Consider the following 26,105-nt stretch of genomic DNA (forward strand, 5'->3'; position numbering starts at 1 on the left):
CCCTCAACGACGCCCCCGCCCACCCCCGTCGGCGACCCGGTCGACCAGCCACGCGGCGGCCGGTACCACCGCCAGCGCCGTACACCAGCCCCCGACGACATCGGTCGCGTAGTGCGCGCCGAGAGCGACCTGCGCCCACCCCATGGCGGCGCCGGCGACGAGCGCCGCGCCGAGCACGAACAGCACACCGCCCACCCTGCCGAGCCCGAGCCGCCCGGCCGCGAGCAGCGCCCAGACGAGGGCGAGCGCGGTGAGAAAGGCGGTGTGCCCGCTCGGATAGGACAGATTGCCGTCACCGTGGATGGTGCGCCCCACCAGCGGCTTGACCAGCATCGTCACCCCGACGGCCAGACCGGTCCCGCCCACGGCCAGCGCCGCCCCGCGCGGCCTCCGAAGAATCACACAGCCCGCCACGGTCCCCCCGACCAGCACCGCCGCCCCCACCGGCTCCCCCAGGAAGTCCACGGCCAGCGCGACCTCCCGCCAGGGCGACCGCACCCCCTCCACCGCGGCCCAGACCCGCGCGTCCACCGCACCGGGCCCACCGTCACCGGCGTACACCATCCCGAGCCCGGCGACCACCAGCGCGGCGACCACCGCGACCAGCCCCAGCCACCCGCGCGGCCCCACCGGCGGCACGCTCACCCCCACACCCGGTCCGCCCCCAACGGCCGGAGGAACCGGCTGGGTTCACCGCTCCACGAGACGGTGAGGGCGTCCCGCGCCACGGACGAACGGGAGACCAGGCGGCCTTCCGACGCGAGCGCGTACGTCGTCGCCAGGTACTGGCTCAGGCTGTCGCGTACCTGCTCAGCGGCGAGGGTCGGTCGCACCCTTCCGTCTCCTTTCGAGGACCCTGTCACGGGACGTCGAGGACCCTGTCACGGGACGCTACCAGTTCCTCACACTCGTGATCGTTCAGAGTGTGAGATTGACCGCGACCGCATCGAACAGGGCTCTGCCGACGAGTGACTTGGCCCTTCCGCGCGGAGACGGCGGGCGAATCGTCAGCGCGGCAGGTCCAGCTCGGCTCGGACCGTCTTCCCGATGGGAACGCGGTCGAGCACGGTCAGCCGGTCGGCCAGCGCCCCGACGAGCAGCAGCCCGCGTCCGCCGCCCGCCGCCGCGTGGGCGGGGCACGGGTGCGGGGCGGGCAGGCGGCGCTCGCCTCGGGCGTCCGACACGTCGATCCGGAGGGTGCGGTCGTCGAGGGTGATCCGCACCTCGAAGTCGCGGCCGGGAACACGGCCGTGCGTGACGGCGTTGGCGGCGAGCTCGCCGACGAGCAGCGCGGCGGTGTCCGAGGCCTCGGAGCCGTACGGGATGTCCCAGACGTCAAGCCGGTGCAACGCGAGATGCCGGGCGAGCCGAGCGCCGCGCCGCGTGGAGCTGAACCGCTGCGCGAACATACGTACGGTGACCGGGATCTGGGGGGCGGGGCGTGGTGTCATGCCCCGAATCTGACCGTCGGCAGACCTCCGGCACCAGGTCAGCCACTAGTACGCTGCGTCAGCGTACTAGCACGGAGGGTAGACAGGGCTGGCAACTGACCGTAACGATGGCCGGGTTGGGCGTGGACTGCGGGGACGGGTGTACGGGAGGTGTCCTGGCATGGCGGACGGTGCGGGCGGGTCGCAGGGCAGCGGTGAGCCGGAGGTGTCGGACAGTCTCAGGACCTTCGGCGAGGTACTGAAGGCCTTCCGCAAGCGGGCGGGCGTGACACAGGAGGAGTTCGCCGAGCTGGTCCCGTGCTCGGTCCAGACGGTCGCGAAGATCGAACAGGGCCGCCGCTTCCCGCAGCCGGACTTCGTCCGGCGGGCGGAGGAGACCCTGGACGCGTTCGGAGCGCTCCAGGGGGCGGCGAAGCATCTGTCGCGGCAGCCGGGGTTGGCTAGTTGGTTCCGGCAGTGGGCGAGTTTCGAGGCGGAGGCGGTGACCCTTTGGACGTACGAGTGCCGAGTGATCCCAGGCCTCCTGCAACCGGGGTCCTACGCGCGGGCGGTGACGGTGAGCGTCCCACCGATCAAGGACGAGGAGCAGGTGAACCAGCAAGTGGCGGCACGTCTGGCGCGCCAGGAGCTGTTCCAGCGGCGGCCGCCGATCGCGTTCAGCTTCATCATCGAGCAGGCGCTGATCGAACGGGGCACGGGCGGGCCGGAGGTGACGCGGGAGCTGATCGACCACCTGCTGGACCAGGCGGAGCGGTTCAACGTGGAGCTCCAGATCATGCCGCTGCGGCAGCCCGATCACGCGGGGTTTGACGGACCACTGCAAGTGCTGGAGGCACCCGATAACCGGTGGTACGGCTACGCCGAGGGACAGCGCGGCGGCCTGCTGATCACCGACTCCAAGGAAGTCAGTATCATGCTCCAGCGCTATGCAAGACTGCGCTCACAGGCCCTCACCCCCGAGGACTCCAAGGGCCTGCTGGAGCGAATGCGAGGAGCGCTATGAGCACGTCCGAACTGGCCTGGTTCAAGAGCAGTTACAGCGGCTCCGACGGTGACGACTGCGTCGAGGTGGCGATGTCTTGGCACAAGTCCAGTTACAGCAGCGGCAGCGACGGCGACTGCGTCGAGGTGGCCGCATGCCCCGACACCGTGCACGTCCGGGACTCCAAGGTGCGGCAGGGCCCGCAGCTCGCCGTGACCCCCGAGACGTGGCAGAGCTTCCTCTCGTACGCGACCCAAGGCTGACGCCGCCGCACCCGCGAGCACCCCGCACGGCCCCGAGGCGTCCCGTGCGGGGCGCTGAGCCTGAGCCAGCGCGTACGCACCGATGGTCTGCTGAGCAGGCGGCGGGGGCATCTCGCTCAACGGACTCTCCTCGTTGGCCGACAGCATCCACGCCGCCGGCGACGCCGGCGACCGGCACGGCCGGTGCGGGCGCGGTGCGGCGCGCCCAGACGGCCCTGGACGGCGGGCCGAAACGCGCGTCGGGGGGTCAGGACGCGAGCGACAGTTCCTGGCGCAGCGCGATCGCGTTGAGCCGGACCGAGAACGGCACCACGTCCGTGAGCTCCAGGGCCCCGGCCCTGGCCTTGTCCACGCCGAGGGTCACGTCGACGCAGAAGGCGATCGCGTAGAGGTGCTCGCCGGTCTCCGCTTCCTGGAGGAAGAACAGGTCACGGTAGTAGCAGGTCCGGTCCGCGTCTTCCTGGTAGTACGCGAGCCCCGGCGCGCCCTCCTGCGCGGCGAGCCCGGTGAACGCGCGGACCAGTTCCCGCTCGACGGTGTCCCACACCGCCGCCTCGGCGGACTCCATGGGCAGTGCCTGGCGAACCGCCTCCTTCAGGGACAGCACCATGACCATGACCGGGGCGTTCTCCTGGAGCCCCCACCCGCGGACCATGCTCACGACCTCGCTGCGGGGCAGGGCGGCGGCGGCCTCCCGGATGTGCGCGAAGTCGAAGTTGACGGTCGCGGGAGCGATCGCGTCCTGGAACAACCGGTCGACTGCCTGGGCCTGTTCGAGGTGCTCCTCTCCCACTTCGATGACGGTTCTGAAGCTGGCGGCCATGCTTCCTCCCACGGATGCGGCGGTGATCAGGTGATCAAGAGCGGCCAGTATGCCGACCGCCGCCGCCCGACGGCACCGCCGTCCCGCCGTGCGGACGGCGCGGCCGGTCGCAGGACGAAGTCCTCGGCCGAGACCTGACGGGCACTCATGCGGCCCGACGCGATCTCCTACGCCGCGGCGGTCTCCGCCTGGGCGATGGCGACGGGGGGCGCCTCTTCGGGAGATCGTCTGCCACGCCCGCGCCGCGCCTCATGCCCAGACGCGCAGAGCGCTGGCGCGCGGTGATCCGGCACGGAGCGGCACCCCGCTCATGGAAGGGGTGACGCGCTCCCCTGCTCCTTCGTTTGCCCCTTCGTTCCGGTCACCGGAAGCACGTACTCACCAGCGAGACGTGCCAGGTGCAGCGGAAGAGGTCGGGCGAGCGGCGGGTAGTCATCGTGGTAGCGCAGTTGGTGCGTGAGCGTCGCCCACTCCGCCGGCCGGTCAGGCAGGTCCCCTGTACGCCCCGAGTCCGCCAGCGTCTTCGCCGACAGGCAGCCGAGCACGGTGATCTCCAGTTGTCCGGGGTTCCAGGCGGTTTTTCCGGGTGCTGTCCGGCCCTGTGCCGTGGGCGCCAGTTTCATGAGTCCCTTCGGCAGTTTCGCCACCGTGTGCGGCTTCGAGGCCGTACTCGCGAAGACACGGCTCGCCGGCTCCGCCGTCCCCCACACGCCCTCGGCGAAGCCGACTTCGCCCTCCGCGTCGTGGGCGTACCACTCCGCCACTTCCTCCCGCGTGTTGGCATCCCGTACGAGCACCACCCGCAGATCGTCTCCGTAGAGCGTGTGGCGCTGGGCGGGTTCGGCACCGAAGCCGAGCATGTCGCGGTCCAGTTTGCCGTTCCGCAGGCCGGGCCAGCACTGGCGCAGATTACCGGCGTCCGCCAGCAGGAGCGTCGGACGGTCGCGGAGCTGGAAGAGCAGCGCGCGGATCTGCCGCTCGGTCTCCCGTTCCCTCTCCGTCGCCACCGGTTCCGCTGCCTGAGAGAGCAGCAGCAACAGCTTCGGGTACGGCACCCATTCGGCGCGCTCGGCGTCCCACCCCTCGATGACGCCCGGCCCGTATTCGGGGCGGACCCGCACCGCGACCAGCCGACGGGCAGGACACCGCGTGGGCCCCTTCCTGGTGTGGCGTACGAGCCAGAGCGCCGCGTACTGAAGGTCGTCGGGGACTCCGGCCCCCACCCGGTGGGCGGGCGGGCTGATCGCGCTCAGCTGCCGGAAGGTGTCCAGCCAGATCCACTTGGCCCGGTGCTCCAGGGCGCTGCCCGTGACGTCGGGCACGTTGACGAACTGGCTCAGTCGGCCCTGCCGCGCCCAGGCGATGCGCAGCGCGTACTTGGGGTCGGAGTCAGGGACGGCGTCGAAGCGCTCCTTGTCGGCGATCTCCGCGATCACGACTCCGACCCCGTCGTCGGCTCGCGGGACCATCCGGTCTGCCACGAGCCGGCAGCGCTCCTCGATGGCTTCGGCCAGCCGGACGGCCCTGGGGCGCCTGGGCTCCCGCGAGACCGGCAGGGCATCGGCCAGAGGCCCCGCGGGCCGGGCACGTACGCGGATCTCGATCCCCTCGCTCCGCCACCGCCAGGTTTCGTCGTCGGCCGACCCCGCGTTCTCCCCTGGAGGGAAGCCGATGAGCTTCGGCAGTTCCGCGAGCAGTGCGGCACGGATCTCTGGGGACTGCCAGCAGACGTCGATCTCCAGGGGCCGACCGTTCAGTGAGCGCGCCAGCGCAGCCCGCCGTTGCAAGGCCAGCTGTGCGTCCCGGACGCCCGGACCGCGTCCGACACCCGAACGGGGCAGCAGCGAGGGAGTGTTACGCCGGGTCACTCGCGTGAGGTCGGGGACTCGGGTCAGCATGGGGCGCAGCCCTTCCTCGACCCATGCGTCCAGCTCCGCCCGCTCCCGTGGCATCAGCCCGGATCCAACCTTGTGCGGGCCGATCGACGGGTGGTAGACGATGCCGGCGGCCACGTCCCCAGACCCGTTGATCCAGCGTTCCGGATGGGCGAAGAGCGCTGCGGGCTGGGGGTAGTTGCGTACGATGTCCAGTTCAGGAACGAGCGGTGCGGGGCTGTGGTGACGCCATGCCAGTTCCTTCAGCCGTCGGTCGTAGCCGAGGGTGTTCACCATCAGCCGATGGCCCCGGTCCGGCCCTCCCGGCCACGGCAGCGGGGTGTCGAGTAGGACGGTCGTGCCTCCGAGCTGGTGGGGGCGCACGTCAAGCTGGGTGGCCCACCGGCGTACCTGGGTGGACACATGGACGCGAAACCGTGGGGCGAACGGCACGGTGTGGACGGTGATGTTGAGGCAGGCCGAGTAGTACCAGGTCCGCCCGCGTCGTTCGTACCGCTGCGGCGGCCAGGAGACGAGTCGCGCACCGTTGCCCGAGCTCTCGACGCGGAAGTGGAGTGTGGCGCCCCCGGTGCGGAACGTCCGGGCGGCCAGCCGGAAGGCGACCCATTCGGGCAGCAGGCTGTAGAGCCGCGTGGCGGGTTCGGCGGTTCCGCCCGCCGAGGTCACGGTCTCGGCGAGGTCGACCGATTCGGCCTCCCAATGCGGCAGCGGGACGGCCTCGGCCGGGTCGTCGGAGCGGAGCCTGTCCTCCAGGTCAGCCTCTTCGGTGTCGTCCCCTTCCCGGCACACGCCCGCCGCCCAGGTACCGATCACCGGGGTCAGCACCTCCGGCGGGACGGCTTCCCGCGCGTAGAGCCACGGCAGGCGGCCGTCCGTTCCGGCGTTGCGGCCGGTCGCGATGACACCCGGAGCCATCGCCTGGAGCAGGGAGTTGAGCCTGCGTACGGGGAGCCGGTCGGGGCGGACGGAGCCCTTGTCGGTCTCGCTGCGCATCCTGGCGAGCTCGGCGTGCAACTCCTCCCCGAGCCGCAGCACTTGCATCTCCTCCCGCCACGGGCCGTATTGCGGGTCGGGCTCGTAGGCCGCGACGCGAATGGTGTGATACACGAAGTTACCTCCGGAAAGCTGGAGTTCATCGCTTATGGACGGGTCGGGGTGGGTGCGGGGGAGAGCAGACGGGTGAGCATGCGCCAGAGCGGCTCGTAGAGTGCGCGGGCGATGAACTGCTCCTCCGCGCTCTTCGTGCCGCCGTCGAAGTACGGGTCCAGCACATCGAGCACGCTGTGCAGCAGGCTGGAGCGGGGGGTGTCGGGGCGTGGCGGTACGGCCTCGCGGTTCGGGGCGAAGGCGGAGTCGACGAAGACCACTCGGGCCGGTACGCCGCCGCGCACCAGTCGGCCGATCACCTGCCACATCAAGACGAGCATGTCCCAGGTGACTTGCTCGCGTACCTCGTCGCCGAGGCGGCTCCACGCCATCGAGCGGGCGAGCACCTGGTACCAGCGCGAGCGGGCGAGGCGGCGGACCTCCTCGGCGCCTTCCTCTACGGTGTCCTGTTCCCGTACCCAGGTGTCGAAGTCACCGCCGGTGACGGCACGGACGATCCAGTCGTTGACGGCGTGGACGGCCAGGGACAGGTCTTCGGGGTGCGGATTGGGCCGTGCCAGGAAGTACACCGTGCCGATGGCCGCCTCATCGTCGTCGTTGAGGATGTTGTGGCCCCGTTCCACGGCCAGCAGGGGCGCCACGAGGATGTCCGCGTCGAGGTCCTTCAGGTGTTCGACGTCGCCCCGGCGGAGCGACCTGGCGCGGTAGGCGGACGGCTTCTCGTCCTCCGGGGCGATCTCCTCGTCGTCCGATACCAGGCACAGCACGCTGTCGTGCCAGCGGGAGTTGAGGTTGTGCAGGGTGTCGGCCACGATGCGTGCCTCGGCGTAACTGCCGACCAACAGGAGGATCTGGTCACGCTTCCCCGGACGGAGGGAGAGCAGCTCGCGCTCCAGTGGACCTCCTTCGGGAGCGTCGTACTCCCCCGCGCCGAGGTGGGTGGCGATGCGGCGCAGCTTCTCGGGGCGGTCATCCGGATGGGTCCCCGACAGACGCAGCTTCTCATCGCCGTCGTCGATGAACTCGAAGCGCATCAGGCTCTCGTCCGCGATGCGTTCGGTCACCTCGGGCCGCGGCTCGATGATCACGCCGACCGGGACGCAGACGTGGTAGCGACTGGACGCGCCCGCCCAGCTGCTGCCGGACATGAGCAGCAGATGAGCGCCCGGCCTGCCGTCGACGGAGGCGAGGTGGGGCATGGCGCGCAGCAGCTCACGCCCGACGCCGCTGCAGCGGAAGAAGGTCAGCTCGCCGCTGCGGACTCCGCCCTCGTCCTCGCCCGGAACCCGGAACTGGAAGCCGAGTACGTTGCCCATCGGGGCCTCGGGCACCATCGGCCCGTAGTCGAGCGGCCGCCGGTACATCGTGTTGTAGCCCAGGCTGAGGGCGGCCTCGACGCGGGGCCACATGGCGTTGATCATGGCGAGTCGGGGTTCCAGGGCGCTGAGCAGCAGCATGAACTCGAAGCGTTCGGCGAGCTTCTGCCGCCACTGCTCGGGAGTCTGGGGCGGCGGCTTGGGCTTCCGGCGGCGCCCGCGCTTCTTCCGCCGTTCCTCCTCCTCGCACTGCCACTCCTCGTACTTCTCCTTGTACTGCTGCTTCCGGGCGGCCATGTACCGCGCGTCGACGCGGAAGACCTCGTCCATGACCTCGGTCAGACGGCGCCGGGTGTTCTCCGGGTTGCCGGTGTGGAGCAGTTCGTTGAGCAGGGCGGTCAGTCGGCTGAAGTCCTCCTCCGTCCTGCGGCGGCGGTCGCCGAAGGGGTTGTCGCGGAAGGCGTCGAGGAGCTTGCCGAGGGCCTGTCTGGGGGCGTGGTTCGGATGTTCCGGCCCGCTGCCTTCGGGGAGTTCGTAGCGCTCGTCGAGCAGCCTGATCTGGATCGTCCAGGCACTGAAGTAGCCCGTCCGCACCCAGTCGCGCAGTTCGTACCCGGCAACGAGCATCGCGTACAGCCGGTCGGTGGCCGATCCGGCGGTGTTGAGGGCCGCGGCGAAGGTCTCCACGTCCCGTTCGGAGAGCTGGGTGCGCCCGCTCGCCGCGAGTTCCCGGATCTTGTGTCGGTTCAGCTGGTCGATGAGTCCCTTGTCCTCGTCGCTGGCGAGGACGACGGCGGGTGCGAAGGTCTGGTCGAGCTGCATCTGCACACGGTCGGCCTCGTCGATGATCACGAGGTCGCTGCGGCGGCAGGCGAGTTCGAGATAGCGGATGCGCTCGCCGTTCTGGGGAAGGGGCGGCGAGGCGTCGATCAGTCCGGCCGGCGTGGCCACCCAGATCAGGGCGCCGACCAGGGTGCGGGCTCCGTGGTGCCGAGGGCAGGCGGACCAGTACGGACAGCTCTTCGCCCCTTTCTGCCATTCGGACGCCCGTCCGCCACCCTTGTCGCGCCGCGGGGCAGCCAGTGGCCGGAGCCGGGAGCAGGGCGCCTCGCCGAAAGCGAGCGGCTCGGGGGGCGAAGGAACTCCCTGCCGCCTGACGTTGAGCACGCAGGAGGTCCCGAGGTAGGCGAAGGCGGGGTCGTCGTGGGCGAGCAACCGGTGCTCGCCCCGCCCGGCGAGTCGGCGGTGCAGCCGCTGGGCGTGCCTCTCCCGGCCGGAGGAGCCGAGCACGGGTGCGGCGGCGCCGTCGGTGTAGAGATCGTAGAGCTGGACGAGCTTCAGCACCTCCGCGACGTCGGTGACCACGATGGTGGTGCGCTTACCGAGCTTGGCGAGATGGACGGCGATGATGTCGCGCAGCGTGCTCTTGCCCGCGCCGACGATGCCGAGCAAGTGCTGGATCCCGTCGACCGTGAACGTGAAGTCCTCGTCCTTGCCGGCCTTGTGAAAGGTGCCGTTCTCCATGGCAGACAGGTCGAAGTCCCGCAGCCGCCCCAGCCAGCGCGGCGGTCTTCCCTCGCCGACTCGGGCGTGCGTGGCGTCCATCTCCGCCGCGGTGCGCTCCAGGCTCTTCCTGGTGAAGACCAGGGGCTCGCCGCCGCCGGCCGGTTCCAGGTCCATGTCGTGGGCGACGAGGGGGGTGTGGGGAACCGCCGGCAGGTCGACGACGGCCGCGGTGCGGCTGACGGGGAAAGTGTGCGGTCCCTGGCTCGCGACCGGCATGCGTGTGCCCGCCAACGGCGGTGCGACACACAGCAGTTGCTCGTAGACGGGGAAACGGTCGCTGGCGACGGAAGGTTCGCGGCGGGCGGCGGGCGACTCGGTGTCCGGTACGTCGTAACCGCGCACCCGAGGGTCGGACAGCTGGTAGCGCTCCAGAGCCTCACGCCAGGTACGGCTCCTGCGCAGCGTCCACAGCGAGTACCGGGCGACACGCAGCGTCTGCGCGGCGTTCGGTGGCAGCGGCGTTCCGTGCGCCTCGGCGAACCCGTATCCGCTGAACAGCACCCAGGCGCTGCCCGCGGGGCTGCCCGGCATCAGCTTCTGTTGGAGGTACAGCCCGAGTTCCACCTGGCAGAGGTCTTCCAGGGCTGGCTTGGGGAAGGACGGCCCCAGGAACGCCTGGAGTGCGCGGAGCACGTCGGTCAGGGGCGGGGTGATGCTACGCATCGTCCTTCTCCTCTCTCCGGTCCCGTCCCAGGTCGGGCACGAGATCCGCGGGTGTGGTGAGCACCACCCGGTCCCGCAGGAGCGCGGGAAGGGCTGCGGTGAAGGCCTCCCGGTAGCCGTCCCTCCCGGTGAGCGCCTCAGGGACCACGACGAAGGTGCGGTCCGCGGGGGGTTCGCTGTCGGCGAGTTGTATGGCAAGGAGGGCCGGCTGCAAGCGGTCGTATACCTGGATGTCCACGATTCCGGGACCGGTGCCCCGCAGCCGGTGGGCGGACAGTGGCCCCGACAGGGCCTCGTGGTCGATCCCGGCGTGATCCAGTGCGTTCAGGGCGGCCTCTTCGGTGTGGTACGGCAGCGCGAGGAACGTCCGCAGCGAGCGTCGCAGGATCCACGCCTGGTCCGGTTCGTGGACCTGCTGCGGGGGTTCGTCACGCGGGCATTCCTCGCCCTCGCACCAGATGTCCGCGCCGGTCGCGGACGGCCCGGACACGGGCGCGGCTCTGTCCTGAGCCAGCGCGGGGAGTCCGCAGGAACGGCAGCACAGGAAGTCTCCGGAGGCGAGCAGGGATTCGGGAATCGGCCCGTAGAGGTGCTTGACCCAGTTCCAGACGGCCTTGCTCCAGGCGGGCTCGAAGCGGTCCCGTTGGTGGACCACCGGGTGGCTCGCCAGGAATCCGCGGCACCGCCGGTAGCGCTCGCCCGGTCCGCACCGCGCTTCCAGGTCGCCCAGAAGCACGTGGGCGTGCGCCGCCACGCCCCCATCCGGCCCGTGCGAAGCGAGTTCGAGGCACGACCGGGTCGGCACCCGGCCAACCGGGTGCACCAGCGTCGCGCCCGGAGTGACCAGGGAGGCGGGAACCGCGAAAAGCGGATCGCCCGCCGGCCTGACCCGGCACCACTCCCACAGCTCCGGAAGGCTCCTCGGCGGTGCCTCCCCGGCATCGAGGCAGTGCGTCACCGTGTGGTCCAGCGCACGCTGGGCGAGGCCGGGATAGGGCAGGGCGAACGAGCGGAGCCCCTCGATCTCGGCGAGGGCCGCCACCATGCGGGCGAGCTCAAGGAAGAGTTCGCCGCCCACGCCCTCGGGCACCTCCCAGGTGTCCGATCGGTCGGCCCGGTGGGCCGCACCCGCCCTCATGCCGCGGACTCCGCAGCGGGCGACGCCGAGCACCATCGGGCCACTTCGCACCGCTCGCAGGAGCGTCCGGGTACGGCCGGGTAGTGGTCGTCCCCGTGCCAGTCGGCCACCATCGCCCGCAGGACTCCCTCCGCCGCGGTCCGGTTGGCTGGAGCGAAGGGGTCGATGATCTCCAGGTCGGCGCCGCCGGGGCGCAGTACCTCCAACTCGACTCGGGCACAGGACGGAGCGCCGCCCAGGTCACCGCGGGCGATCAGCACGACCGCCAGGGCCAGTTGGGGGTAGAGCTCCAGCAGGGGGCGGAGGGACCGCCGGTCGGTGGCGGAGGTCTTGGTCTCGCGCCACACCCATGAGTCAGCGTCCCGGTAGAGCAGGTCGGGCTCGGCGATCACCACTACGTCGGCCGCGGTGTCGTGCCGTACCACTCGGGGTTCGGTCCGCACGTCCGTCCCGTCCTCGACACATCGCAGCGGGCAGACCGCGGCGTGCCGCCGCAACAGGAGCGCGCCGAGGGTGCGTTCACGATCGGGTAGGTCGAATCCGTCCGGCACCCACTGTTCGGGGACCTCGACTGTGCACGGTCGGGGGATCCGTGTCCGTGCCGGTCGGCGAGGTAGGCGTGCAGGGCCCGGCCGCGCTCGGCCGTCACCTCGCGCTCTACGGAGTCCGCCGTGGGCAGGCGCAGTCGACGCATGTGATCGCGGGCCGGGCAGGCCCGGTAGTTACGTCCGTTGGTCACCGACCACGTGCGGCGGGGCCGGCCCGGCGCCTTGACGCCCAGCAGTCCGGGCGCCGCGCGCAGGGCCGGGCAGACCGACAGGTAGGGGCATCCGGCGCAGGCCGCTCCGGGACGGTACTCCCGTCCGTCCAGTACGCCGGCCAGGGCGTCGGGGCCGTGCTCGCGGTACCGGGCGAGTGCCTGCTCCCGGCTACCGGCGAAGAGTTCCCGCGTACGGCCGTCGAACAGCGCGAACTCCACAATCCGCAGGTGATCCGGCGGCGGACCGGGAGTGCCCTCGGCCAGCACCAGGGCGACGGCGGCGGTGAATCCGTCGGGCGGCAGGTCCCGGCTCAGGCGGTACACGGGCAGACGGATCTCACGGTAGGCGCCGCCCGCGGAGGCCAGGCAGCGGCCCCACACGGTGAAGCGGTACTCCTGGGCGTCGCGCGGGTCGGGGCCGGATGGCCGGTAGCAGTACGTCCACGGCTCGGGAACCTCGCTCAGAGGGCGCTCCGGGTCGGCGGGGAAGGCCGCTTCGTACGCTTTTACGCCGTGCTCCGACCAGGCCCTCAAGCCGTCGTGCGGGGGCGCGGTACGGGTCCGGGGCGGCGGCCTGTCGGAGGGCCGGTAGCGGGCGTCACAGGCGGCCATGAAGGGGCCGAGAGCGAAGTGCTCCAAACGCTCGCGGCGTCGCCGTACGGGACTGACGGGGTGGTAGCCGCGGGTCTTGAGGGCATCGGCGGCGGGGCACCGGAATTCTCCCCCCTTGAACATTCCGGCGGATACCGTGATGACGTCGGAGGTGCGGGTCACCCCGTCGGGGGGCAGCCATGGCTGTGACAATTTTCTGCTCCATTTCCGTGCGAAGGAAAGAAGGGTGGCCATGAGGGAGATCGAGGAGATCGGCAATGTGGAGAAGCGTTACGAGGTGCTGGACATGGTCGGTGACGGCGGCCAGGGCGACCTCTTCCTCGGCCGCGACCGCAGGAGCGGGGAGCGGGTGGCGCTGAAGCTCCAGAAGGCCCGAGATCTTGGACCCGAGAGTGACTTCTCTCGGGCTGGCAGGAAGCTCATCGAAGAGAGCTCCCGCATGATGAAGCTGACGGGCATTCAGGCGATTCCCGAGATTTTCGCCACCGGGACGCATCGAGGACGTCGGTGTCTGGTCATGGAGTTCGTCGAGGGACGCCAACTGCAGAACGTCCTGCTGGCGGCCCGGCCCGTCAGGATTCCGGAAAATGTCGCGGCCATTATCGGCCAGCTGTGCGAAATCTTGGGGGAAGTGCACGACCGGAACATGGTGCACTGCGATCTCAAACCCGAGAACGTCATCGTGCAACCGGACGGCCGTCTCCGCCTCATCGATATGGGCCACGCGGTCATGGCGGGTGAGGAGACATCCTTCGAGCGCGGCACGCGTGGTTGGGCCTCCCCCGAGCAATCCGACGCGTGCCCGCCAGGTCTGACACGGCGGGCGGACATCTTCGGGCTCGGCTGCATCCTGCTGGAGATGATCGTCATGCGGCTGCCCTACGGCGGGCTGGAGGAGCGGGCGGAACCGGGCGCCCCGGTGCTGCCGGCCGACCGGCTCGCCAAGCTTCCCCCGGAGTTCGCCTCTCTCGCCCTGTGGATGGTCCGGTGGGAGGCGGAGGAGCGCCCGGCGGATGTCCGTGAGGTGTTCGACCAACTCCGCCCGTACCTGCCCCGGCTGGGCTCGCGGCGGCCGTCGAAGCGGTTGCGTCCCGACCCGACCGAGTACTACCGCACGCATCCGCCCCGGCTGTGACGGCGCCCCGGCGGTCGCCAGCCCGGCGGGTCACCTCAGCCCTTCCAGCGACTCCCGGATCTCGCGTACGCCTTCGCCACCCATCAGCTCGCGCAGCACGATGACTCTCTCCAGTTCCCGTACCGCCTTCTCGGTCTCACCGGCGGACACCAGGACGTCCGCGAAAAGCAGTCGTGCCTTGCCCTCGTTGGGCCAGTTCTCCTGTTCGCGGTAGATGTCGCAGGCCCGCCGGTACAGAGAGACGGCCTCGCCCCGCTCGGAGCGGGCCAGGTGCACCTTGGCCAAGGTGAACAGCACGTCGGCCAGGCCGCTGCGCTCCACCGTGCGCCCCACCACGTCCAGGGCGTCAGCGCACCGGCGGAGCGCCTGCTCATGATCACCCCGGTCGTGGTGAAGCGCGCCGATGGCGTTCAGGGCGGCCGCCTCCCCGACCGGGTCGGATACCTCCCCGCACAACTCCAGCGCCTGGCACAGCGCTTCCTCCGCCCCCGTCCACTCGCCCTGCCTGCGCAGGGTGATCCCGAGCCGGTGCAGCGATCGGGCCAGACTCAGTCGGCCTGCCTCGCTGTGGTCCTCCTCACTGAGCCGGACGGCCCGGCGCAGGTGGCCCACAGCCGCGTCGTACATGCCGAGCCGCCACCGTGTCCCCGCCAGCATCCGGTAGACCATGGCGCAATCGACCGGGGCGGCGGCGGATTCCGCTGCCGCGGCGGCGTACCGGAGGTTCGTCAGCGCGTCGTCGAGGAGGTGACGGCGCCACTGATAGGTGACCAGGGCCATCGGAAGCAGCCATTCGTACCGTTCGATGCCCTGGTCGATGGCTAACCGGATACCTCGTTGGACCGCGGGGTACTCCTCGTCCAGGAACCCCATCGCCTGTGCCGGTTCCGCGGGTTCGGTGACCGTGACTCCGTCGGGCTCGCCGATGGGAAGGGTGCGCTCGTGGTCGAGCACCCGGTCGCAGGCGCGGACGTTGTGCAGCTGATGTTCCAGCACCTGCCGTACGGTCGCCCGCTCGATGTCCGCCGTCTCTCCGTCCGGCCCCGGCCGCACATGCTGGCGGGCGAAGGCCCGCACGAGGTCGTGCAGCCCGTAGCGGTCGCCCTGGAGCTCCACCAGGTTCGCCGCCACGAGCTCCGCCAGGGCCCGGTCGGTGCGCGTCCCTTCACCCGCCGCCCTTCCGAGGTCCATCACCGCCTCCCAGGAGGCGGTGGGACCGGGGTGGGCAGCGAGCTGCCACAGCAGCAGCCGGGCCTCCTCACCGAGTACGCGTGCGGAGCAGTTCAGCGCGGCACGGACCGACAGTTCGTGCTCCGGCAGGTGCAGGGTGTCCAGCTTCGCCCGCTCCTCCTCCATCTGCCGCACCAGGGCGGGGAGGGTACGCAGCGGACGCGCACCGTCATCCAGGAGCCGGGCCACCACGACGAGGGCCAGCGGCAGCCGGCCGCAGAGCCGGACCAGATCGCTGAAGGCCTGGGCGTACTTCGCCCGGTCCGCGACCGACACCTTCTCCTGGAGCACTTCCAGGGCGTCCGCCTCTCGCAGCGGCTCCATCTTGCGGAACAGCACCTTTCTCTCAGACCGCAGGCGCAGAAGGTCGTTGCGGCTGGTGACGATCACGGCACAGGTGCCGTCTCCGGGCAGCAGCGGCAGCACCTGCCGGGCGTCGAGCGCGTCGTCGAGGACGATGAGTGCCGAGCGGTGGGCCAGTGCCGACCGCAGCGCGTTGCTCTTGCTCTCGAGTCCGGTCACCGTGGTGTAGGGCGGCAGCGCGGCCAGGAACCCGTCCAGGACCTCGCCCGGTTCGGCGGGCCGCACGTCTCCGTGGGCGAACCCGTTCAGTCCGGCGTAGAGCACCCCGTCGGGGAAGCGCTGCCGCAGCCGGCGGGCGAGGCAGTGGGCCACCGTGCTCTTCCCGACACCCGCCATACCGCTGATGAGGACCAGCGCCAGGTTGCCGGCGTCCTGTTCCTCGCACACGGCTTTCGCGAGGCCGCGGATCAGTGCGTCCTGCCCGACCGGCCTGGGTGCGCCGCCGGGCAACTGGTCGGGCACGGGCGGCAGGGGCGTCCCGCTCGACCGGTGGGCGACTCCCCGGACCAGGTCGATGGCGCTCTGCACATCGGCGTCCGGCTTTCCGTTGCGCTTCTCCCATTCCTTGATGAGCCGTTCACGCCGTCGCTTTGGCAGGTCATCGTGGGCGAGCAGGTAGAACCGGAAGACCTGGGGCAGATCCGGCGCCTGCTCGAACCATTTCTCCGTCTCCTCGCGGAGCCATTTCCTCTCCCAGGATTTCCAGGCGGCGTCCAGCCGGGCGTACACGGCGGCCATCAACTCGGCCCGTATCTCCTCCCGGCGCAGCCGGAAGCCCCTCCCGGTCAGCCCACGCAGGGGCTCGCCGCCGTCCCACTCCTCCAGGGCCGCACCGAGCTGCTCGAACCGCTCCGGATCGCTCAGCCCCTCGGCCCTCGCCACCCTGCCGCGGAAGCGGAGCAGATCGACGCCGCCCTCCGGCACGCGGAGCCTGCAGTATCCCGACGTGCCCTGCGGCACGGCCTCCCTGCCCAGTCGCCCCCGCAGGTCGGAGATGGCGCGGTCCACCCGCTGGTCGACGTTCCCCTCGCCCTCCCAAAGGACGTCGGCGATCTCCTTCCGGGTACACCGGCAGCCAGGTGACGTCGCCATAAGCGCGAACAGCGCGGCCGGCTTCGACACTCCGAAGACCCGTCCGCCGTCGTTCCCTTCGGCTCTGACCGGGCCCAGCACGTGCCCCTCCATCGCCCTTCCCTTCTCCGCACCGGAAGTAGTGGTACGGCCCCTCCACGGCACCGCCCTTCATCTGTGCGCCGCGGTATGCCGCTTCACACGCGCTCACTCCTTCACGCCCCCTCAGGCCTCAGTTTTTCCTCAGTTTCCGCTCCGCGGCCTTCCCTCACCCCTGGGCACGATGGCACCAGCCGCTCGCAGCAGCACGAGACGGGCGGCGTAGTCATCCATCGACCCATCAGGAAGGAACCCGAAGCTCTATGAACAACCGTCAGCGAAACCGTCGGGTGAGCCGTCTGCGCCAGTCCCCCGACTGGCCGCCGAGCCGCCGCCGGCGGGCGGTCGGCCAGACCGAGGGCACCACGCCGACGAACCCGCGCACCGAGGCGCCGGACGCCTCGCCCTCCGAGACCGCCTGAGCTCCACAACTCATGGGTGCCCGTCCCGGACGGGCACCCACCGCACCTGTCACACGCTCGTGGTCGAAGTCGGCGAATCCCGGTCGACAAGACCAACACCGCATACGCACGCATCAAAGTGGGGCGCCTGGGACCCCCTTCCGTTCCATCCGCATCTGGGGTGATATGACCACCCCACAGGTGAGAGGACATTTCCTGATGTACGCGCTATCCAGCAGTGTGTTCGCCTCGGTGAGGCGGCACTTCGACCAACCCCGGCTCGGCGACACGGTCCTCGTGACCGTTTCTACGGGCGTCGAGCGGGCGGAGCCGGTCCGGCTAACCGCCGCCGAGACGTACGAGGCCTTGTACGGTCCGGGCTCCGACCCGCAGTTCGCCGCCGCGGTCTGGAAGGAGGTACTCCGCACCGCGCTGAGTGACCTCGCTCCACACGGCACCGGGAAGCTCCTGGTGATCTGGCTGGTCTTGCCCCGGCTGACCGGGACGGTCCACCGCGTCTGCACGCGCCTGCGCGCCGACCGGTCGGACGTGGAAGCCGAGATGGCCTTGGCCCTCCTGGAGGAACTGGCGGCCCCGGACGCCGCGAGCCGCCTCTCCAGCTCCTCTCTGATCCACGCGGCGCGCACCAGGGCGTGGCGCTTCGCCCGCGACGGCCTGCGGGAGTTCCCCTCCACCGAGGTCGACCGCATCGCCCGAGAACGCGGACTCACCGCGTCCGGCGGGGAGGCGGACGCTCCGAACGAGGAGAGCCTGGACGTGCGGGTCGACCGTCCGGACTCCCCGGACGGGCTGCGCGCACCGCTGCGCTTCCGGGTCCGCCCGGAGCATCTGCGCACGGGGGTCCTCGTCGACACCGACGACGGTCCGGGGGACCGTTCGACGTGCCACGCCCCCCGGAAGAAGCAACGGTCCGGGCGCCGCGTGAACGGCCGATCGGTTCGCCCGGCGGGGAGGCGAGGATGAAGGACCCGGCAGAAGGCCGACTCAGTTTCACCGAGATGTTCGACCTGCCCGTCGCGGTGGATCTGCGGACGGCGGCCCGAGCGCTCGGGATCGGCTCCACGACCGCGTACCGGTTGGTCCGCAGGGACGAGTTCCCCTGCTCCGTTCTCCGCGTCGGGGGCAGGTACAGGATTCCGACCAACGAGCTGATGCGCGCCCTGGGGATCGAGGACCGTCCGGTGTACAGCGTGGAGACCTGAAGCTGAACGCGGACGGTCCGGACATCAGCTTCTGACAAGCAAGAAGGGCGCTTCGTGTCCCCCGCCGCCGTACGGCCCCGTGGCAGAGGTCACGGGGCCGTACGGCCATAATCGTGCGCCACGGCAACCCGCAGGTCAGGCGCCCTTCGCGGCAGGCTCCAGAATCGCCACGCACTCCACGTGATGCGTCATCGGGAAGAGGTCGAACGCCCGCAGCGTGCGGACCCGGTAGCCGCCGTCGCGGAAGTACGCCAGGTCGCGGGCCAGTGCGGCCGGGTCGCAGGCGACGTAGGCGATGCGGCGGGGGCCGAGGCTCGTCAGGTGGCGTACGGTCTGCTTGCCGGCGCCCGCGCGGGGCGGGTCGAGGACGACCAGGTCGACCTCGGTGATGCCGGTGCGGGGCAGGGCCTGGTCGACCTTGCCCTGTTCGATGCGTACGCGGTCGAAGTCCCTGAGGTTGTGGCGGGCGTCCTCCACGGCGCGCTTGCCGGACTCGATGCCGAGTACGGCGCCCTGCTCGCCGACCCGGTCGGCGATGGCGCCCGCGAACAGGCCCACGCCGCAGTACAGGTCGAGGGCCATGTCGCCCTTGCGCGGCAGCAGGCCCTGCATCACGGCCTTGACCAGGGTGTCGGCGGCCTTGGGGTGGACCTGCCAGAAGCCGCCGTTGCCCACCCGGTGGGTGCGGCCGTCGGCGCGCTCGCGGACGAAGGCGCGGCCGTGCACGCGGTGCACACCGCCGTCGCGTTCGTCGACGCGGAGTACGGAGACCGGCTTGTCGAGCTCGACGAGCGGCAGCCGGGCGCCGGGGCGCGGGGTGAGGATCACCTGGCGGTCGCCCGAACCGGTGGCCGCGATGGCCTCGACGGACTCCATGCCGTCCCAGGCGCGCTTCTCGATACCCAGTTCGGTCACTCCGGGGGCCGCGATCATGCAGTGGTCGATCGGTTCGACCTCGTGCGAGCGGTGGCGGCGCAGTCCGGCGCGGCCCTCGGCGTCGACCGCGTACTGGACACGGGTGCGCCAGGCCGGGACCTCGCCCGCGGGGAGCTTGTCGCCCTCGGCGGGCATGACCGTGCCGTCCCAGCCCGCCTCCTCGGGGGTGAGGCCCGCGAGCCGCTGGAGCTGCTCGGCGATCACCTCGCCCTTGAGGCGGCGCTGCGCGCCCGGCTTGGCGTGCTGCCAGTCGCAGCCGCCGCACCTGCCGGGCCCGGCGTACGGGCAGGGGGCCTCGACCCGGTCCTTGGACGCCTCAAGCACCTGGACCGCGTCCGCGCGCAGGAAGCGGGAGTCCTCCTCGCCGTCCGTGACCCGCGCGACGACCTTCTCGCCGGGCAGCGTGTGCCGGACGAACAGCACCCGCCCGTCGGCGGTGCGGGCGATGCAGTGGCCGCCGTGGGCGACGGGGCCGATCTCGACCTCGTACTCCTGACCCACCAGCGAGTTCTTCGGTTCTGCCTGCATGGTGGGATGGCTCCAAGAGATCGAATGCGTGCGGCCGGACGACGGCCTTCAAGTCGACGACAGCCTTCAAGTCTACGTGGCCGACGGCCGTCCGCCGCCCATGTGTAGCTTGGGGCTCGGTCTGACAGGCTTCTGCCAGGCTGAGGAGCCTCTGCCAGGCTGAGGAGCCTGAGCGCACCACGAAGGACATCCGGAAGGACGGGCGTGCACATCGTCATCATGGGCTGCGGGCGAGTGGGGGCCGCACTCGCGCAGACCCTGGAGCAGCAGGGGCACACGGTCGCGGTGATCGACCAGGACCCCACGGCCTTCCGCCGTCTGGGCTCCGGCTTCGGCGGCCGTCGGGTGACCGGGGTCGGCTTCGACCAGGACACCCTGCGCGAGGCGGGCATCACGGACGCGGGCGCCTTCGCCGCGGTGAGCAGCGGCGACAACTCCAACATCATCGCCGCCCGCGTCGCCCGCGAGATGTTCGGCGTCGAGAACGTCGCGGCCCGTATCTACGACCCGCGCCGCGCCGAGGTCTACCAGCGTCTGGGCATCCCTACCGTGGCCACGGTCCGCTGGACCGCCGACCAGATGCTGCGCCGCCTGCTGCCGTCGGGGGCGGAGCCGCTGTGGCGCGACCCCACGGGAGGGGTGCAGCTGGCGGAGGTGTACGCGTCCACCGCCTGGGTCGGTCATAAGATCAGCAAGTTGCAGGAGGAGACGGGCGTGCGCGTCGCGTTCCTCACCCGGCTGGGCGAAGCGATCGTCCCGACTTCGCAGGCGGTGCTACAGGAGGGCGACCTGGTGCATGTGATGATGCGCACCGACGAGGTCGAGAAGGTCGAGGCGGCGTTCGCCGAAGGCCCGAAGGAGGGTCGCCGATGAGGGTCGCCATCGCCGGAGCGGGCGCGGTGGGTCGTTCCATCGCGGGTGAGCTGCTGGAGAACGGGCACGAGGTCCTGCTGATCGACAAGGCGCCGACCGCGATCTCGGTGGAGCGGGTGCCGCACGCCGAGTGGCTGCTGGCCGACGCCTGTGAGATCACCTCGCTGGACGAGGCGGCGCTGCAGCGCTGCCAGGTGGTGATCGCCGCTACCGGTGACGACAAGGTCAACCTGGTCGTGTCGCTGCTGGCGAAGACCGAGTACGGCGTCCCGCGGGTCGTCGCGCGCGTGAACAACCCCCGGAACGAGTGGCTGTTCAACGAGGCCTGGGGCGTGGATGTCGCGGTCTCCACGCCCCGGCTGATGTCGGCCCTGGTCGAGGAGGCGGTGAGCGTCGGCGACCTGGTCCGGCTGCTGCGCTTCAGCCATGGCGACGCGAACCTGGTGGAGCTGACGCTGCCGCCCGAGTCGGCTCTGGCCGGGACCCGGATCGGCGATATCGCGTGGCCCGAGGACACCTCGCTGGTCACGATCATCCGCGGCACGCGGGTGCTCACACCGGGTCCGGACGATGCCCTGGAGGCGGGTGACGAACTGCTGTTCGTGGCGGCCCAGGCCCAGGAGGAGCAGCTGGAGGACCTGCTGTCGGTACGCGCCTGAGGCCCCCTCTCGGTACGGGTACGACCGGGCCCCGCGCCAGCCCCGTCCCCGGCACCGCCGCCCGCACCGCACGCGGCCGGGCCCAGCCAGTCGCCGGGCCGGCCCGGCCGCAGGTCCCAACCCGGCCGCAGGTCCCAACCCGGCCGTCACCCCGCCTGGCTGCCAGGGCCGACCCAGCCGTCAGGGCGCGCCGCCCTGCCAGGGCGCGCCTCGCTGCCGCCCGGCCCCGCCGTACCTCCGTAACCTCGCAAGCCCGACGGGCCGCGCCACACGCGTCTGGCCTCGGCCGCGCGCCGTACAACGTATGACCGGCCCCACGCGCTGGATGCGCACGAACGGCTATGCGCCGCCCTGCGCGCAGGGCCAGCCCAGCCCGCTCGCGGGCGTGCGTACGGTCGCGCGTGGCTACGCCTCGCCCCGCTCGGCCGCCGCGCGCTCCCGTTCGGCCTTCGCGGCCTGTTCGGCCCGCTCCTCGGCCTCCATCTCGGCGAACACGTCGATCGGCGGCGGCGCCTTGGACAGGAAGAGCCACGTGAAGTAGACGGCCAGCACCATCGGCGGCAGCTTCAGCGCGATCAGCACCCAGCCGAGCTGGGTGGTGTCCGCCCACCAGTAGAGCGGGAAGAGAATCGCGGCCTTGGCCAGGAAGACCGTGCCCCAGGCGAGGCTGGCCTTGACGTAGGCCTTCTTGCGGCCGGGGTTGCGGGTGCGCCAGGAGAGGTTCTCGCGGAAGATCGGCCCGAGCAGGACGCCGAGCAGCGGGAACCCCACCAGCGCGGACACCACGAAAGCGAGGCCGAGGCCGAGGCCGTAGAGCATGCCCGGCAGGTAGAAGTTCTTGGCATCGCCGGTGAAGAGGGCGAAGGCCACACCGACCGCGACCCCGAAGACGCCGCTGAAGGCGTGCTTGACGGTGTCCCTGCGGGCGAGCCGGACGACGACCAGGACGACCGCGACGCACAGTGCGGCGATCGCCGCGCTGTGCAGGTCCCGGTTGATCGTAAAGATCATCACGAAGAGCAGACCGGGAAGCATCGTCTCGACGGTGCCCCGCACGCCGCCGAACGCGTCGAGCAGCGCGGCCTGGGTGACCGCTTGGGCGTCACCGTCCCGCTGGCTCGCGGCGCCGTCGTGCTGGCTCACCTGATCGGTCGGCTTGTCGACAGACGTCACCGGCTACTCCCGTCCGAGCGGTCTGAGTTCGTATTTGGGATTGAAGAGCACTCTGCGGCCATGGCTTATGGATATCCGGCCCGAAGCGATCAGCTTGCGTCCCGGTTCTATGCCCACGATCGCGCGCCTGCCGAGCCACACCACGTCCAGGGGGGCCGAGCCGTCGAAGAGCTCCGCCTCCAGCGAGGGGACTCCGGCCCGTGGCTTGAGGGCTACCGTGCGCAACGTACCAGCAACCGTCACCATCTCGCGGTCCTGGCAGTCTCCGATAGGGGTGCAGCCCGCGGTCGCCGACCGCTCCTGGAGCTCCTCCGACTCCTGGTCCTCCGACGAGGAGGACAGTCGGCCGAGCATCCGGCGGAGCCGGCCCGCCGACTTCTCTGATCGAGGAACTGGGCTCATAGGGGAAGGGTACCGGGGTCGCGGGAGGGGGGATCAACGCCGGTGGCGGGAGGGGTTCCGGCGACTCGGCGAGGCTCCGGGGCTCGACGGGATTCCGGCGGCTCGACGAGGCTCCGGGGGCTATCGCTCGAACCGGTATCCCATTCCCGGTTCCGTGATGAAGTGCCTGGGGTGCGAGGGGTCCGCCTCCAGCTTGCGCCGCAGCTGGGCCATGTAGACCCGCAGGTAGTTCGTCTCGGTGCCGTACGAGGGGCCCCAGACCTCCTGGAGCAGCTCCTTCTGGCCGACCAGACGGCCGGTGTTGCGCACCAGCACCTCCAGCAGGTGCCACTCGGTGGGGGTCAGGCGTACGTCCCGGCCGTCGCGGTTCACCTTCTTCGCGGCCAGGTCGACGCTGAAGTCCCCGGTCTCCACCAGTACGTCCTCGTCGCCGCCCCCGGTGGGCTCCGCGCGGCGGACCGCGGCGCGGAGCCTGGCCAGCAGCTCGTCCATCCCGAAGGGCTTGGTCACGTAGTCGTCGGCGCCCGCGTCGAGCGCCTGGACCTTCTCGTCCGAGCTGTGCCGGGCGGACAGCACCAGGACCGGCACCCTGGTCGAGAGGCGCAGGCCCCGGATCACGTCGACGCCGTCCATGTCGGGCAGCCCGAGGTCCAGGACGACGACGTCCGGGCGGCGGGCGGCCGCGAGCCGCAGCGCCCCGGCGCCGTCGGACGCGGCGTCGACCTCGTACTGGCGTGCCTTCAGGTTGATCTCCAGCGCGCGGACGATCTGCGGCTCGTCGTCGACCACGAGCACCCTGGTCATGGAAACCTGCTTTCTGATCACGAGGCGATCCGGGCGGAGAGGTCGGGCCTGGCGGGCGGCCGCCCGGACGCCGCGGGCAGCGTGAGGACCATGGTGAGGCCGCCGCCCGGAGTGTCCTCGGCGTTCAGCGTGCCACGCATGGCCTCCACGAAGCCCCGCGCGACCGCGAGCCCGAGCCCCACCCCGGCGCCCCTGGGGGCGTCTCCGTAGCGCTGGAAGGGCTCGAAGACAGTCTCTTTCGCGTCGTCCGGGACGCCGGGGCCGCGGTCGGCCACCCGGAGCTCGACGCGGTCGCCGAGCGCGCTCGCGGCCACCGTGACCGCCGTGTCGCCGGGGCTGTACTTGACGGCGTTCTCGACGACGTTGGCGACGGCCCGCTCCAGGAGCCCCTTGTCGGCCGCGACCATCGGGAGGGTCTCGGGAACGTCCAGTTCCACGCTGCCGTCCGGTACGCCGCCGAGCGCCATGGGCACGACCTCGTCCAGGTCGATCTCCCGGATCAGCGGGGTGACGGTGCCGGTCCGCAGCCGTGACATGTCCAGCAGGTTGCCGACCAGGTGGTTCAGCCGGTCCGCGCCGTCCTCGATGCCCGCGAGCAGTTCGGCGCGGTCCTGCGGGGACCAGGCGACGTCGTCGGAGCGCAACGAGCTGACCGCCGCCTTGATGGCCGCCAGCGGGGTGCGCAGGTCATGGCTGACGGCGGCGAGCAGGGCGGTGCGGATGCGGTTGCCCTCGGCGAGCGCGCGGGCCCGCTGGGCCTCGCTGCGCAGCCGCTCACGGTCCAGGACCACGGCGGCCTGCGCGGCGAAGGCGCCGAGCACCCTGCGGTCCTCGGCGGGCAGCACGCGCCCGGAGAGCGCGAGCGCCATATGGTCGCCGACCGGTACGTCCACGTCCGCGTCCTCGGGGCGGCCCGGCTGCTGGGAGCCGACGCTGCCCGCGCACACCCACGGCTCGACGTCGCTGTGCCTCTCCAGGAGGGCGACGGACTCCATGGCGAAGGTCTCGCGGACCCGCTCCAGGAGGGCGTCCAGGGTGGTCTCGCCGCGCAGCACGCTTCCCGCGAGGAAGGACAGGATCTCGGACTCGGCGCGCAGCCGGGCGGCCTGCTGGGTGCGCCGGGCGGCGAGGTCCACCACCGACGCCACCGCGACCGCGACCGCGACGAACACCGCGATGGCGACGATGTGCGTGGGGTCCGATATCAGGAACCGGTGCTCGGGGACGGTGAAGTAGTAGTTCAGCAGGATCGAGCCGAACACCGCCGACGCCAGCGCGGGGCGCAGTCCGCCGAGCATCGCGGCGGCCACGGACAGCGCCAGGAAGAGCATCATGTGGTTGGCGAGGCCGAGGTCGCCGACGAGGTGGATGAGCGACAGGGTCAGCAGGGCCGGGCCGCCGATGCCGACCGCCCAGCCGGCGACGGTCCGGGCGCGGCCGAGCCGGGCGCGGCGGGCCACGGGCAGTCCGCGGCCCGTGCCGACCTCGTCGTGCGTGACGATGTGCACATCGAGGTCGGTGCCCGAGTCGCGGGCGACGGTCGCGCCGACGCCGGGCCCGAAGACGTACTGCCAGGACTTGCGGCGGCTGGAGCCGAGCACGATCTGGGTGGCGTTGACGCCGCGGGCGAACTCCAGCAGGGACGCCGGTATGTCGTCGCCGACGACGTGGTGGAAGGTGCCGCCCAGGTCCTCGACGAGGGTGCGCTGGACGGCCAGTTCCTTGGGCGACGCGGCGGTGAGGCCGTCGCTGCGGGCGATGTAGACGGCGAGGATCTCGCTGCCGGAGCCCTTGGCGCCCATCCGGGCCGCGCGGCGGATCAGGGTCCGCCCCTCGGGGCCGCCGGTCAGCCCCACGACGATGCGCTCGCGCGCCCGCCAGGTGGAGTGGATGCCGTGCTCGCCCCGGTACTGCTGGAGGTACTCGTCGGCCCGGTCGGCCACCCACAGCAGGGCCAGCTCGCGCAGCGCGGTGAGGTTTCCGGGGCGGAAGTAGCGGGAGAGGGCCGCGTCGATCTCGGCGAGCTGGTAGATGTTGCCGTGCGCCAGCCGCCGGCGCAGCGCCTGGGGTGACATGTCGACCAGTTCGACCTGGTCCGCGCGGCGCACGACCTCGTCGGGCACGGTCTCCCGCTGCCGTACCCCGGTGATCGACTCGACCACGTCGCCCAGCGACTCCAGGTGCTGGATGTTGACCGTGGAGACGACGTCGATCCCGGCGGCCAGCAGGTCCTCGACGTCCTGCCAGCGCTTGGCGTGCCGCGAGCCGGGGGCGTTGGTGTGGGCGATCTCGTCGACCAGGGCGACGGCGGGGGCGCGCGCCAGGACGGCGTCCACGTCCATCTCGGCGCGGGCGGCGCCGGGGCGGCCCAGCTCGCGTCGCGGTATCTGTTCCAGGCCGTGCAGGAGCGCCTCGGTGCGCGGCCGGGCGTGGGGCTCCACGGCGGCGATCACGCAGTCGGTGCCGCGCTCCACCCTGCGGTGCGCCTCGGCGAGCATCGCGTACGTCTTGCCGACGCCCGGTGCCGCACCGATGTAGATCCGAAGCCTGCCGCGTGCCATGGCCTCATTGTCTGCCAGACCCCGCTCGCCGCGTCGGGCGGGTACGCGCGCGTGGCCGCTGCTCGGCCGGG

Annotated in this window: 24 protein-coding genes; 8 read left to right on the forward strand and 16 right to left on the reverse strand. The window is 71.3% G+C overall.

Annotated features, from left to right (window positions below; all coding sequences use genetic code 11):
* Positions 1–3 precede the first annotated feature (3 nt).
* From ACX6XY_RS03165 to ACX6XY_RS03175, 3 genes are all read right to left on the reverse strand, one after another.
* Positions 4–651, reverse strand: coding sequence for a phosphatase PAP2 family protein (locus ACX6XY_RS03165; protein WP_460326038.1), 648 nt, complete (start codon positions 649–651; stop codon positions 4–6).
* Complete coding sequence (locus ACX6XY_RS03170; protein WP_460326040.1) at positions 642–833, reverse strand: hypothetical protein; 192 nt, start codon at positions 831–833, stop codon at positions 642–644. Before ACX6XY_RS03170 ends, ACX6XY_RS03165 begins: the two co-directional genes overlap by 10 nt.
* 174 nt (positions 834–1,007) lie before the next feature.
* Positions 1,008–1,451 (reverse strand): ATP-binding protein, encoded by a 444-nt coding sequence (locus ACX6XY_RS03175; protein ID WP_460326042.1) that lies wholly within the window; start codon positions 1,449–1,451, stop codon positions 1,008–1,010.
* A 160-nt stretch (positions 1,452–1,611) separates the two neighbouring features.
* On the opposite strand from ACX6XY_RS03175, the gene ACX6XY_RS03180 reads away from it, so the two are divergent.
* Positions 1,612–2,454: a helix-turn-helix domain-containing protein gene (locus ACX6XY_RS03180; RefSeq protein WP_460326044.1), complete on the forward strand. Its 843-nt coding sequence runs from the start codon at positions 1,612–1,614 to the stop codon at positions 2,452–2,454.
* On the forward strand, positions 2,451–2,696 hold the full coding sequence (locus ACX6XY_RS03185) for a DUF397 domain-containing protein (protein ID WP_460326046.1): 246 nt from the start codon (positions 2,451–2,453) through the stop codon (positions 2,694–2,696). Before ACX6XY_RS03180 ends, ACX6XY_RS03185 begins: the two co-directional genes overlap by 4 nt.
* 247 nt (positions 2,697–2,943) lie before the next feature.
* Here the strand turns inward: ACX6XY_RS03185 and ACX6XY_RS03190 are convergent, their stop codons facing one another.
* The 7 genes from ACX6XY_RS03190 to ACX6XY_RS03220 all read right to left on the reverse strand — a co-directional run bounded on the left by ACX6XY_RS03190 (position 2,944) and on the right by ACX6XY_RS03220 (position 12,768).
* On the reverse strand, positions 2,944–3,519 hold the full coding sequence (locus ACX6XY_RS03190; RefSeq protein ID WP_460326048.1) for a Type-2Aa cytolytic delta-endotoxin: 576 nt from the start codon (positions 3,517–3,519) through the stop codon (positions 2,944–2,946).
* A gap of 26 nt (positions 3,520–3,545) precedes the next feature.
* Positions 3,546–3,668 (reverse strand): hypothetical protein, encoded by a 123-nt coding sequence (locus tag ACX6XY_RS03195; protein WP_460326050.1) that lies wholly within the window; start codon positions 3,666–3,668, stop codon positions 3,546–3,548.
* Positions 3,669–3,827: 159 nt separating this feature from the next.
* The gene (locus ACX6XY_RS03200; RefSeq protein WP_460326053.1) at positions 3,828–6,521 is read right to left on the reverse strand and encodes a pPIWI_RE module domain-containing protein; all 2,694 of its coding nucleotides are present in this window, start codon (positions 6,519–6,521) and stop codon (positions 3,828–3,830) included.
* Between the two features lie 32 nt (positions 6,522–6,553).
* Positions 6,554–10,066: a pPIWI_RE_Z domain-containing protein gene (locus tag ACX6XY_RS03205; protein ID WP_460326055.1), complete on the reverse strand. Its 3,513-nt coding sequence runs from the start codon at positions 10,064–10,066 to the stop codon at positions 6,554–6,556.
* Positions 10,059–11,204 (reverse strand): pPIWI_RE_Y domain-containing protein, encoded by a 1,146-nt coding sequence (locus ACX6XY_RS03210; RefSeq protein ID WP_460326057.1) that lies wholly within the window; start codon positions 11,202–11,204, stop codon positions 10,059–10,061. The genes ACX6XY_RS03205 and ACX6XY_RS03210 overlap by 8 nt, the downstream gene beginning before the upstream one ends.
* On the reverse strand, positions 11,201–11,647 hold the full coding sequence (locus tag ACX6XY_RS03215) for a PD-(D/E)XK nuclease family protein (RefSeq protein ID WP_460326059.1): 447 nt from the start codon (positions 11,645–11,647) through the stop codon (positions 11,201–11,203). The genes ACX6XY_RS03210 and ACX6XY_RS03215 overlap by 4 nt, the downstream gene beginning before the upstream one ends.
* Positions 11,599–12,768 carry a PD-(D/E)XK nuclease family protein gene (locus ACX6XY_RS03220; protein WP_460326061.1) on the reverse strand — a complete coding sequence of 390 codons (1,170 nt, stop codon included), beginning with the start codon at positions 12,766–12,768 and terminating at the stop codon, positions 11,599–11,601. Before ACX6XY_RS03220 ends, ACX6XY_RS03215 begins: the two co-directional genes overlap by 49 nt.
* A 40-nt stretch (positions 12,769–12,808) precedes the next feature.
* Here ACX6XY_RS03220 and ACX6XY_RS03225 point away from each other — a divergent pair, with 40 nt between their 5' ends.
* Positions 12,809–13,711 carry a serine/threonine protein kinase gene (locus tag ACX6XY_RS03225; protein WP_460326063.1) on the forward strand — a complete coding sequence of 301 codons (903 nt, stop codon included), beginning with the start codon at positions 12,809–12,811 and terminating at the stop codon, positions 13,709–13,711.
* Positions 13,712–13,741: 30 nt separating this feature from the next.
* Here ACX6XY_RS03225 and ACX6XY_RS03230 read toward each other — a convergent pair whose 3' ends face one another.
* Complete coding sequence (locus tag ACX6XY_RS03230; RefSeq protein ID WP_460326065.1) at positions 13,742–16,489, reverse strand: AfsR/SARP family transcriptional regulator; 2,748 nt, start codon at positions 16,487–16,489, stop codon at positions 13,742–13,744.
* A 248-nt stretch (positions 16,490–16,737) separates the two neighbouring features.
* Here ACX6XY_RS03230 and ACX6XY_RS03235 point away from each other — a divergent pair, with 248 nt between their 5' ends.
* The 3 genes from ACX6XY_RS03235 (at position 16,738) to ACX6XY_RS03245 (ending at position 18,098) form a co-directional block, all read left to right on the forward strand.
* Positions 16,738–16,896 carry a hypothetical protein gene (locus tag ACX6XY_RS03235; RefSeq protein WP_460326067.1) on the forward strand — a complete coding sequence of 53 codons (159 nt, stop codon included), beginning with the start codon at positions 16,738–16,740 and terminating at the stop codon, positions 16,894–16,896.
* Positions 16,897–17,094: 198 nt separating this feature from the next.
* Positions 17,095–17,859: a hypothetical protein gene (locus ACX6XY_RS03240; RefSeq protein ID WP_460326070.1), complete on the forward strand. Its 765-nt coding sequence runs from the start codon at positions 17,095–17,097 to the stop codon at positions 17,857–17,859.
* The gene (locus ACX6XY_RS03245) at positions 17,856–18,098 is read left to right on the forward strand and encodes a helix-turn-helix domain-containing protein (RefSeq protein WP_460326072.1); all 243 of its coding nucleotides are present in this window, start codon (positions 17,856–17,858) and stop codon (positions 18,096–18,098) included. Before ACX6XY_RS03240 ends, ACX6XY_RS03245 begins: the two co-directional genes overlap by 4 nt.
* Before the next feature lie 135 nt (positions 18,099–18,233).
* Here ACX6XY_RS03245 and ACX6XY_RS03250 read toward each other — a convergent pair whose 3' ends face one another.
* Positions 18,234–19,562, reverse strand: coding sequence for a class I SAM-dependent RNA methyltransferase (locus ACX6XY_RS03250; RefSeq protein ID WP_460326074.1), 1,329 nt, complete (start codon positions 19,560–19,562; stop codon positions 18,234–18,236).
* Between the two features lie 204 nt (positions 19,563–19,766).
* On the opposite strand from ACX6XY_RS03250, the gene ACX6XY_RS03255 reads away from it, so the two are divergent.
* Positions 19,767–20,435, forward strand: coding sequence for a potassium channel family protein (locus tag ACX6XY_RS03255; protein WP_460326076.1), 669 nt, complete (start codon positions 19,767–19,769; stop codon positions 20,433–20,435).
* Complete coding sequence (locus ACX6XY_RS03260; RefSeq protein ID WP_460326078.1) at positions 20,432–21,094, forward strand: potassium channel family protein; 663 nt, start codon at positions 20,432–20,434, stop codon at positions 21,092–21,094. The genes ACX6XY_RS03255 and ACX6XY_RS03260 overlap by 4 nt, the downstream gene beginning before the upstream one ends.
* A gap of 405 nt (positions 21,095–21,499) precedes the next feature.
* On the opposite strand, the gene ACX6XY_RS03265 is transcribed toward ACX6XY_RS03260, so the two are convergent.
* The 4 genes from ACX6XY_RS03265 to ACX6XY_RS03280 form a co-directional block, all read right to left on the reverse strand.
* On the reverse strand, positions 21,500–22,267 hold the full coding sequence (locus ACX6XY_RS03265) for a DUF3159 domain-containing protein (protein ID WP_460326080.1): 768 nt from the start codon (positions 22,265–22,267) through the stop codon (positions 21,500–21,502).
* A gap of 3 nt (positions 22,268–22,270) precedes the next feature.
* Entirely contained in the window at positions 22,271–22,669 is a 399-nt protein-coding gene (locus ACX6XY_RS03270) for an OB-fold nucleic acid binding domain-containing protein (protein ID WP_460326082.1), read from the reverse strand.
* A gap of 120 nt (positions 22,670–22,789) precedes the next feature.
* Complete coding sequence (locus ACX6XY_RS03275; protein WP_460326084.1) at positions 22,790–23,473, reverse strand: response regulator; 684 nt, start codon at positions 23,471–23,473, stop codon at positions 22,790–22,792.
* Positions 23,474–23,490: 17 nt separating this feature from the next.
* Entirely contained in the window at positions 23,491–26,034 is a 2,544-nt protein-coding gene (locus tag ACX6XY_RS03280; RefSeq protein WP_460326086.1) for an ATP-binding protein, read from the reverse strand.
* Positions 26,035–26,105: the final 71 nt, after the last annotated feature.

The organism is Streptomyces sp. O3, assembly GCF_054788135.1.

Coding starts and splice junctions, on each gene's coding strand:
- ACX6XY_RS03175 (WP_460326042.1), bottom strand. CDS start 1,451: ATGACACCACGCCCCGCCCCCCAGATCCCGGTCACCGTACGTATGTTC.
- ACX6XY_RS03180 (WP_460326044.1), top strand. CDS start 1,612: ATGGCGGACGGTGCGGGCGGGTCGCAGGGCAGCGGTGAGCCGGAGGTG.
- ACX6XY_RS03185 (WP_460326046.1), top strand. CDS start 2,451: ATGAGCACGTCCGAACTGGCCTGGTTCAAGAGCAGTTACAGCGGCTCC.
- ACX6XY_RS03190 (WP_460326048.1), bottom strand. CDS start 3,519: ATGGCCGCCAGCTTCAGAACCGTCATCGAAGTGGGAGAGGAGCACCTC.
- ACX6XY_RS03195 (WP_460326050.1), bottom strand. CDS start 3,668: ATGAGTGCCCGTCAGGTCTCGGCCGAGGACTTCGTCCTGCGACCGGCC.
- ACX6XY_RS03205 (WP_460326055.1), bottom strand. CDS start 10,066: ATGCGTAGCATCACCCCGCCCCTGACCGACGTGCTCCGCGCACTCCAG.
- ACX6XY_RS03210 (WP_460326057.1), bottom strand. CDS start 11,204: ATGAGGGCGGGTGCGGCCCACCGGGCCGACCGATCGGACACCTGGGAG.
- ACX6XY_RS03225 (WP_460326063.1), top strand. CDS start 12,809: ATGAGGGAGATCGAGGAGATCGGCAATGTGGAGAAGCGTTACGAGGTG.
- ACX6XY_RS03230 (WP_460326065.1), bottom strand. CDS start 16,489: ATGGAGGGGCACGTGCTGGGCCCGGTCAGAGCCGAAGGGAACGACGGC.
- ACX6XY_RS03235 (WP_460326067.1), top strand. CDS start 16,738: ATGAACAACCGTCAGCGAAACCGTCGGGTGAGCCGTCTGCGCCAGTCC.
- ACX6XY_RS03240 (WP_460326070.1), top strand. CDS start 17,095: ATGTACGCGCTATCCAGCAGTGTGTTCGCCTCGGTGAGGCGGCACTTC.
- ACX6XY_RS03245 (WP_460326072.1), top strand. CDS start 17,856: ATGAAGGACCCGGCAGAAGGCCGACTCAGTTTCACCGAGATGTTCGAC.
- ACX6XY_RS03250 (WP_460326074.1), bottom strand. CDS start 19,562: ATGCAGGCAGAACCGAAGAACTCGCTGGTGGGTCAGGAGTACGAGGTC.
- ACX6XY_RS03260 (WP_460326078.1), top strand. CDS start 20,432: ATGAGGGTCGCCATCGCCGGAGCGGGCGCGGTGGGTCGTTCCATCGCG.
- ACX6XY_RS03270 (WP_460326082.1), bottom strand. CDS start 22,669: ATGAGCCCAGTTCCTCGATCAGAGAAGTCGGCGGGCCGGCTCCGCCGG.
- ACX6XY_RS03275 (WP_460326084.1), bottom strand. CDS start 23,473: ATGACCAGGGTGCTCGTGGTCGACGACGAGCCGCAGATCGTCCGCGCG.
- ACX6XY_RS03280 (WP_460326086.1), bottom strand. CDS start 26,034: ATGGCACGCGGCAGGCTTCGGATCTACATCGGTGCGGCACCGGGCGTC.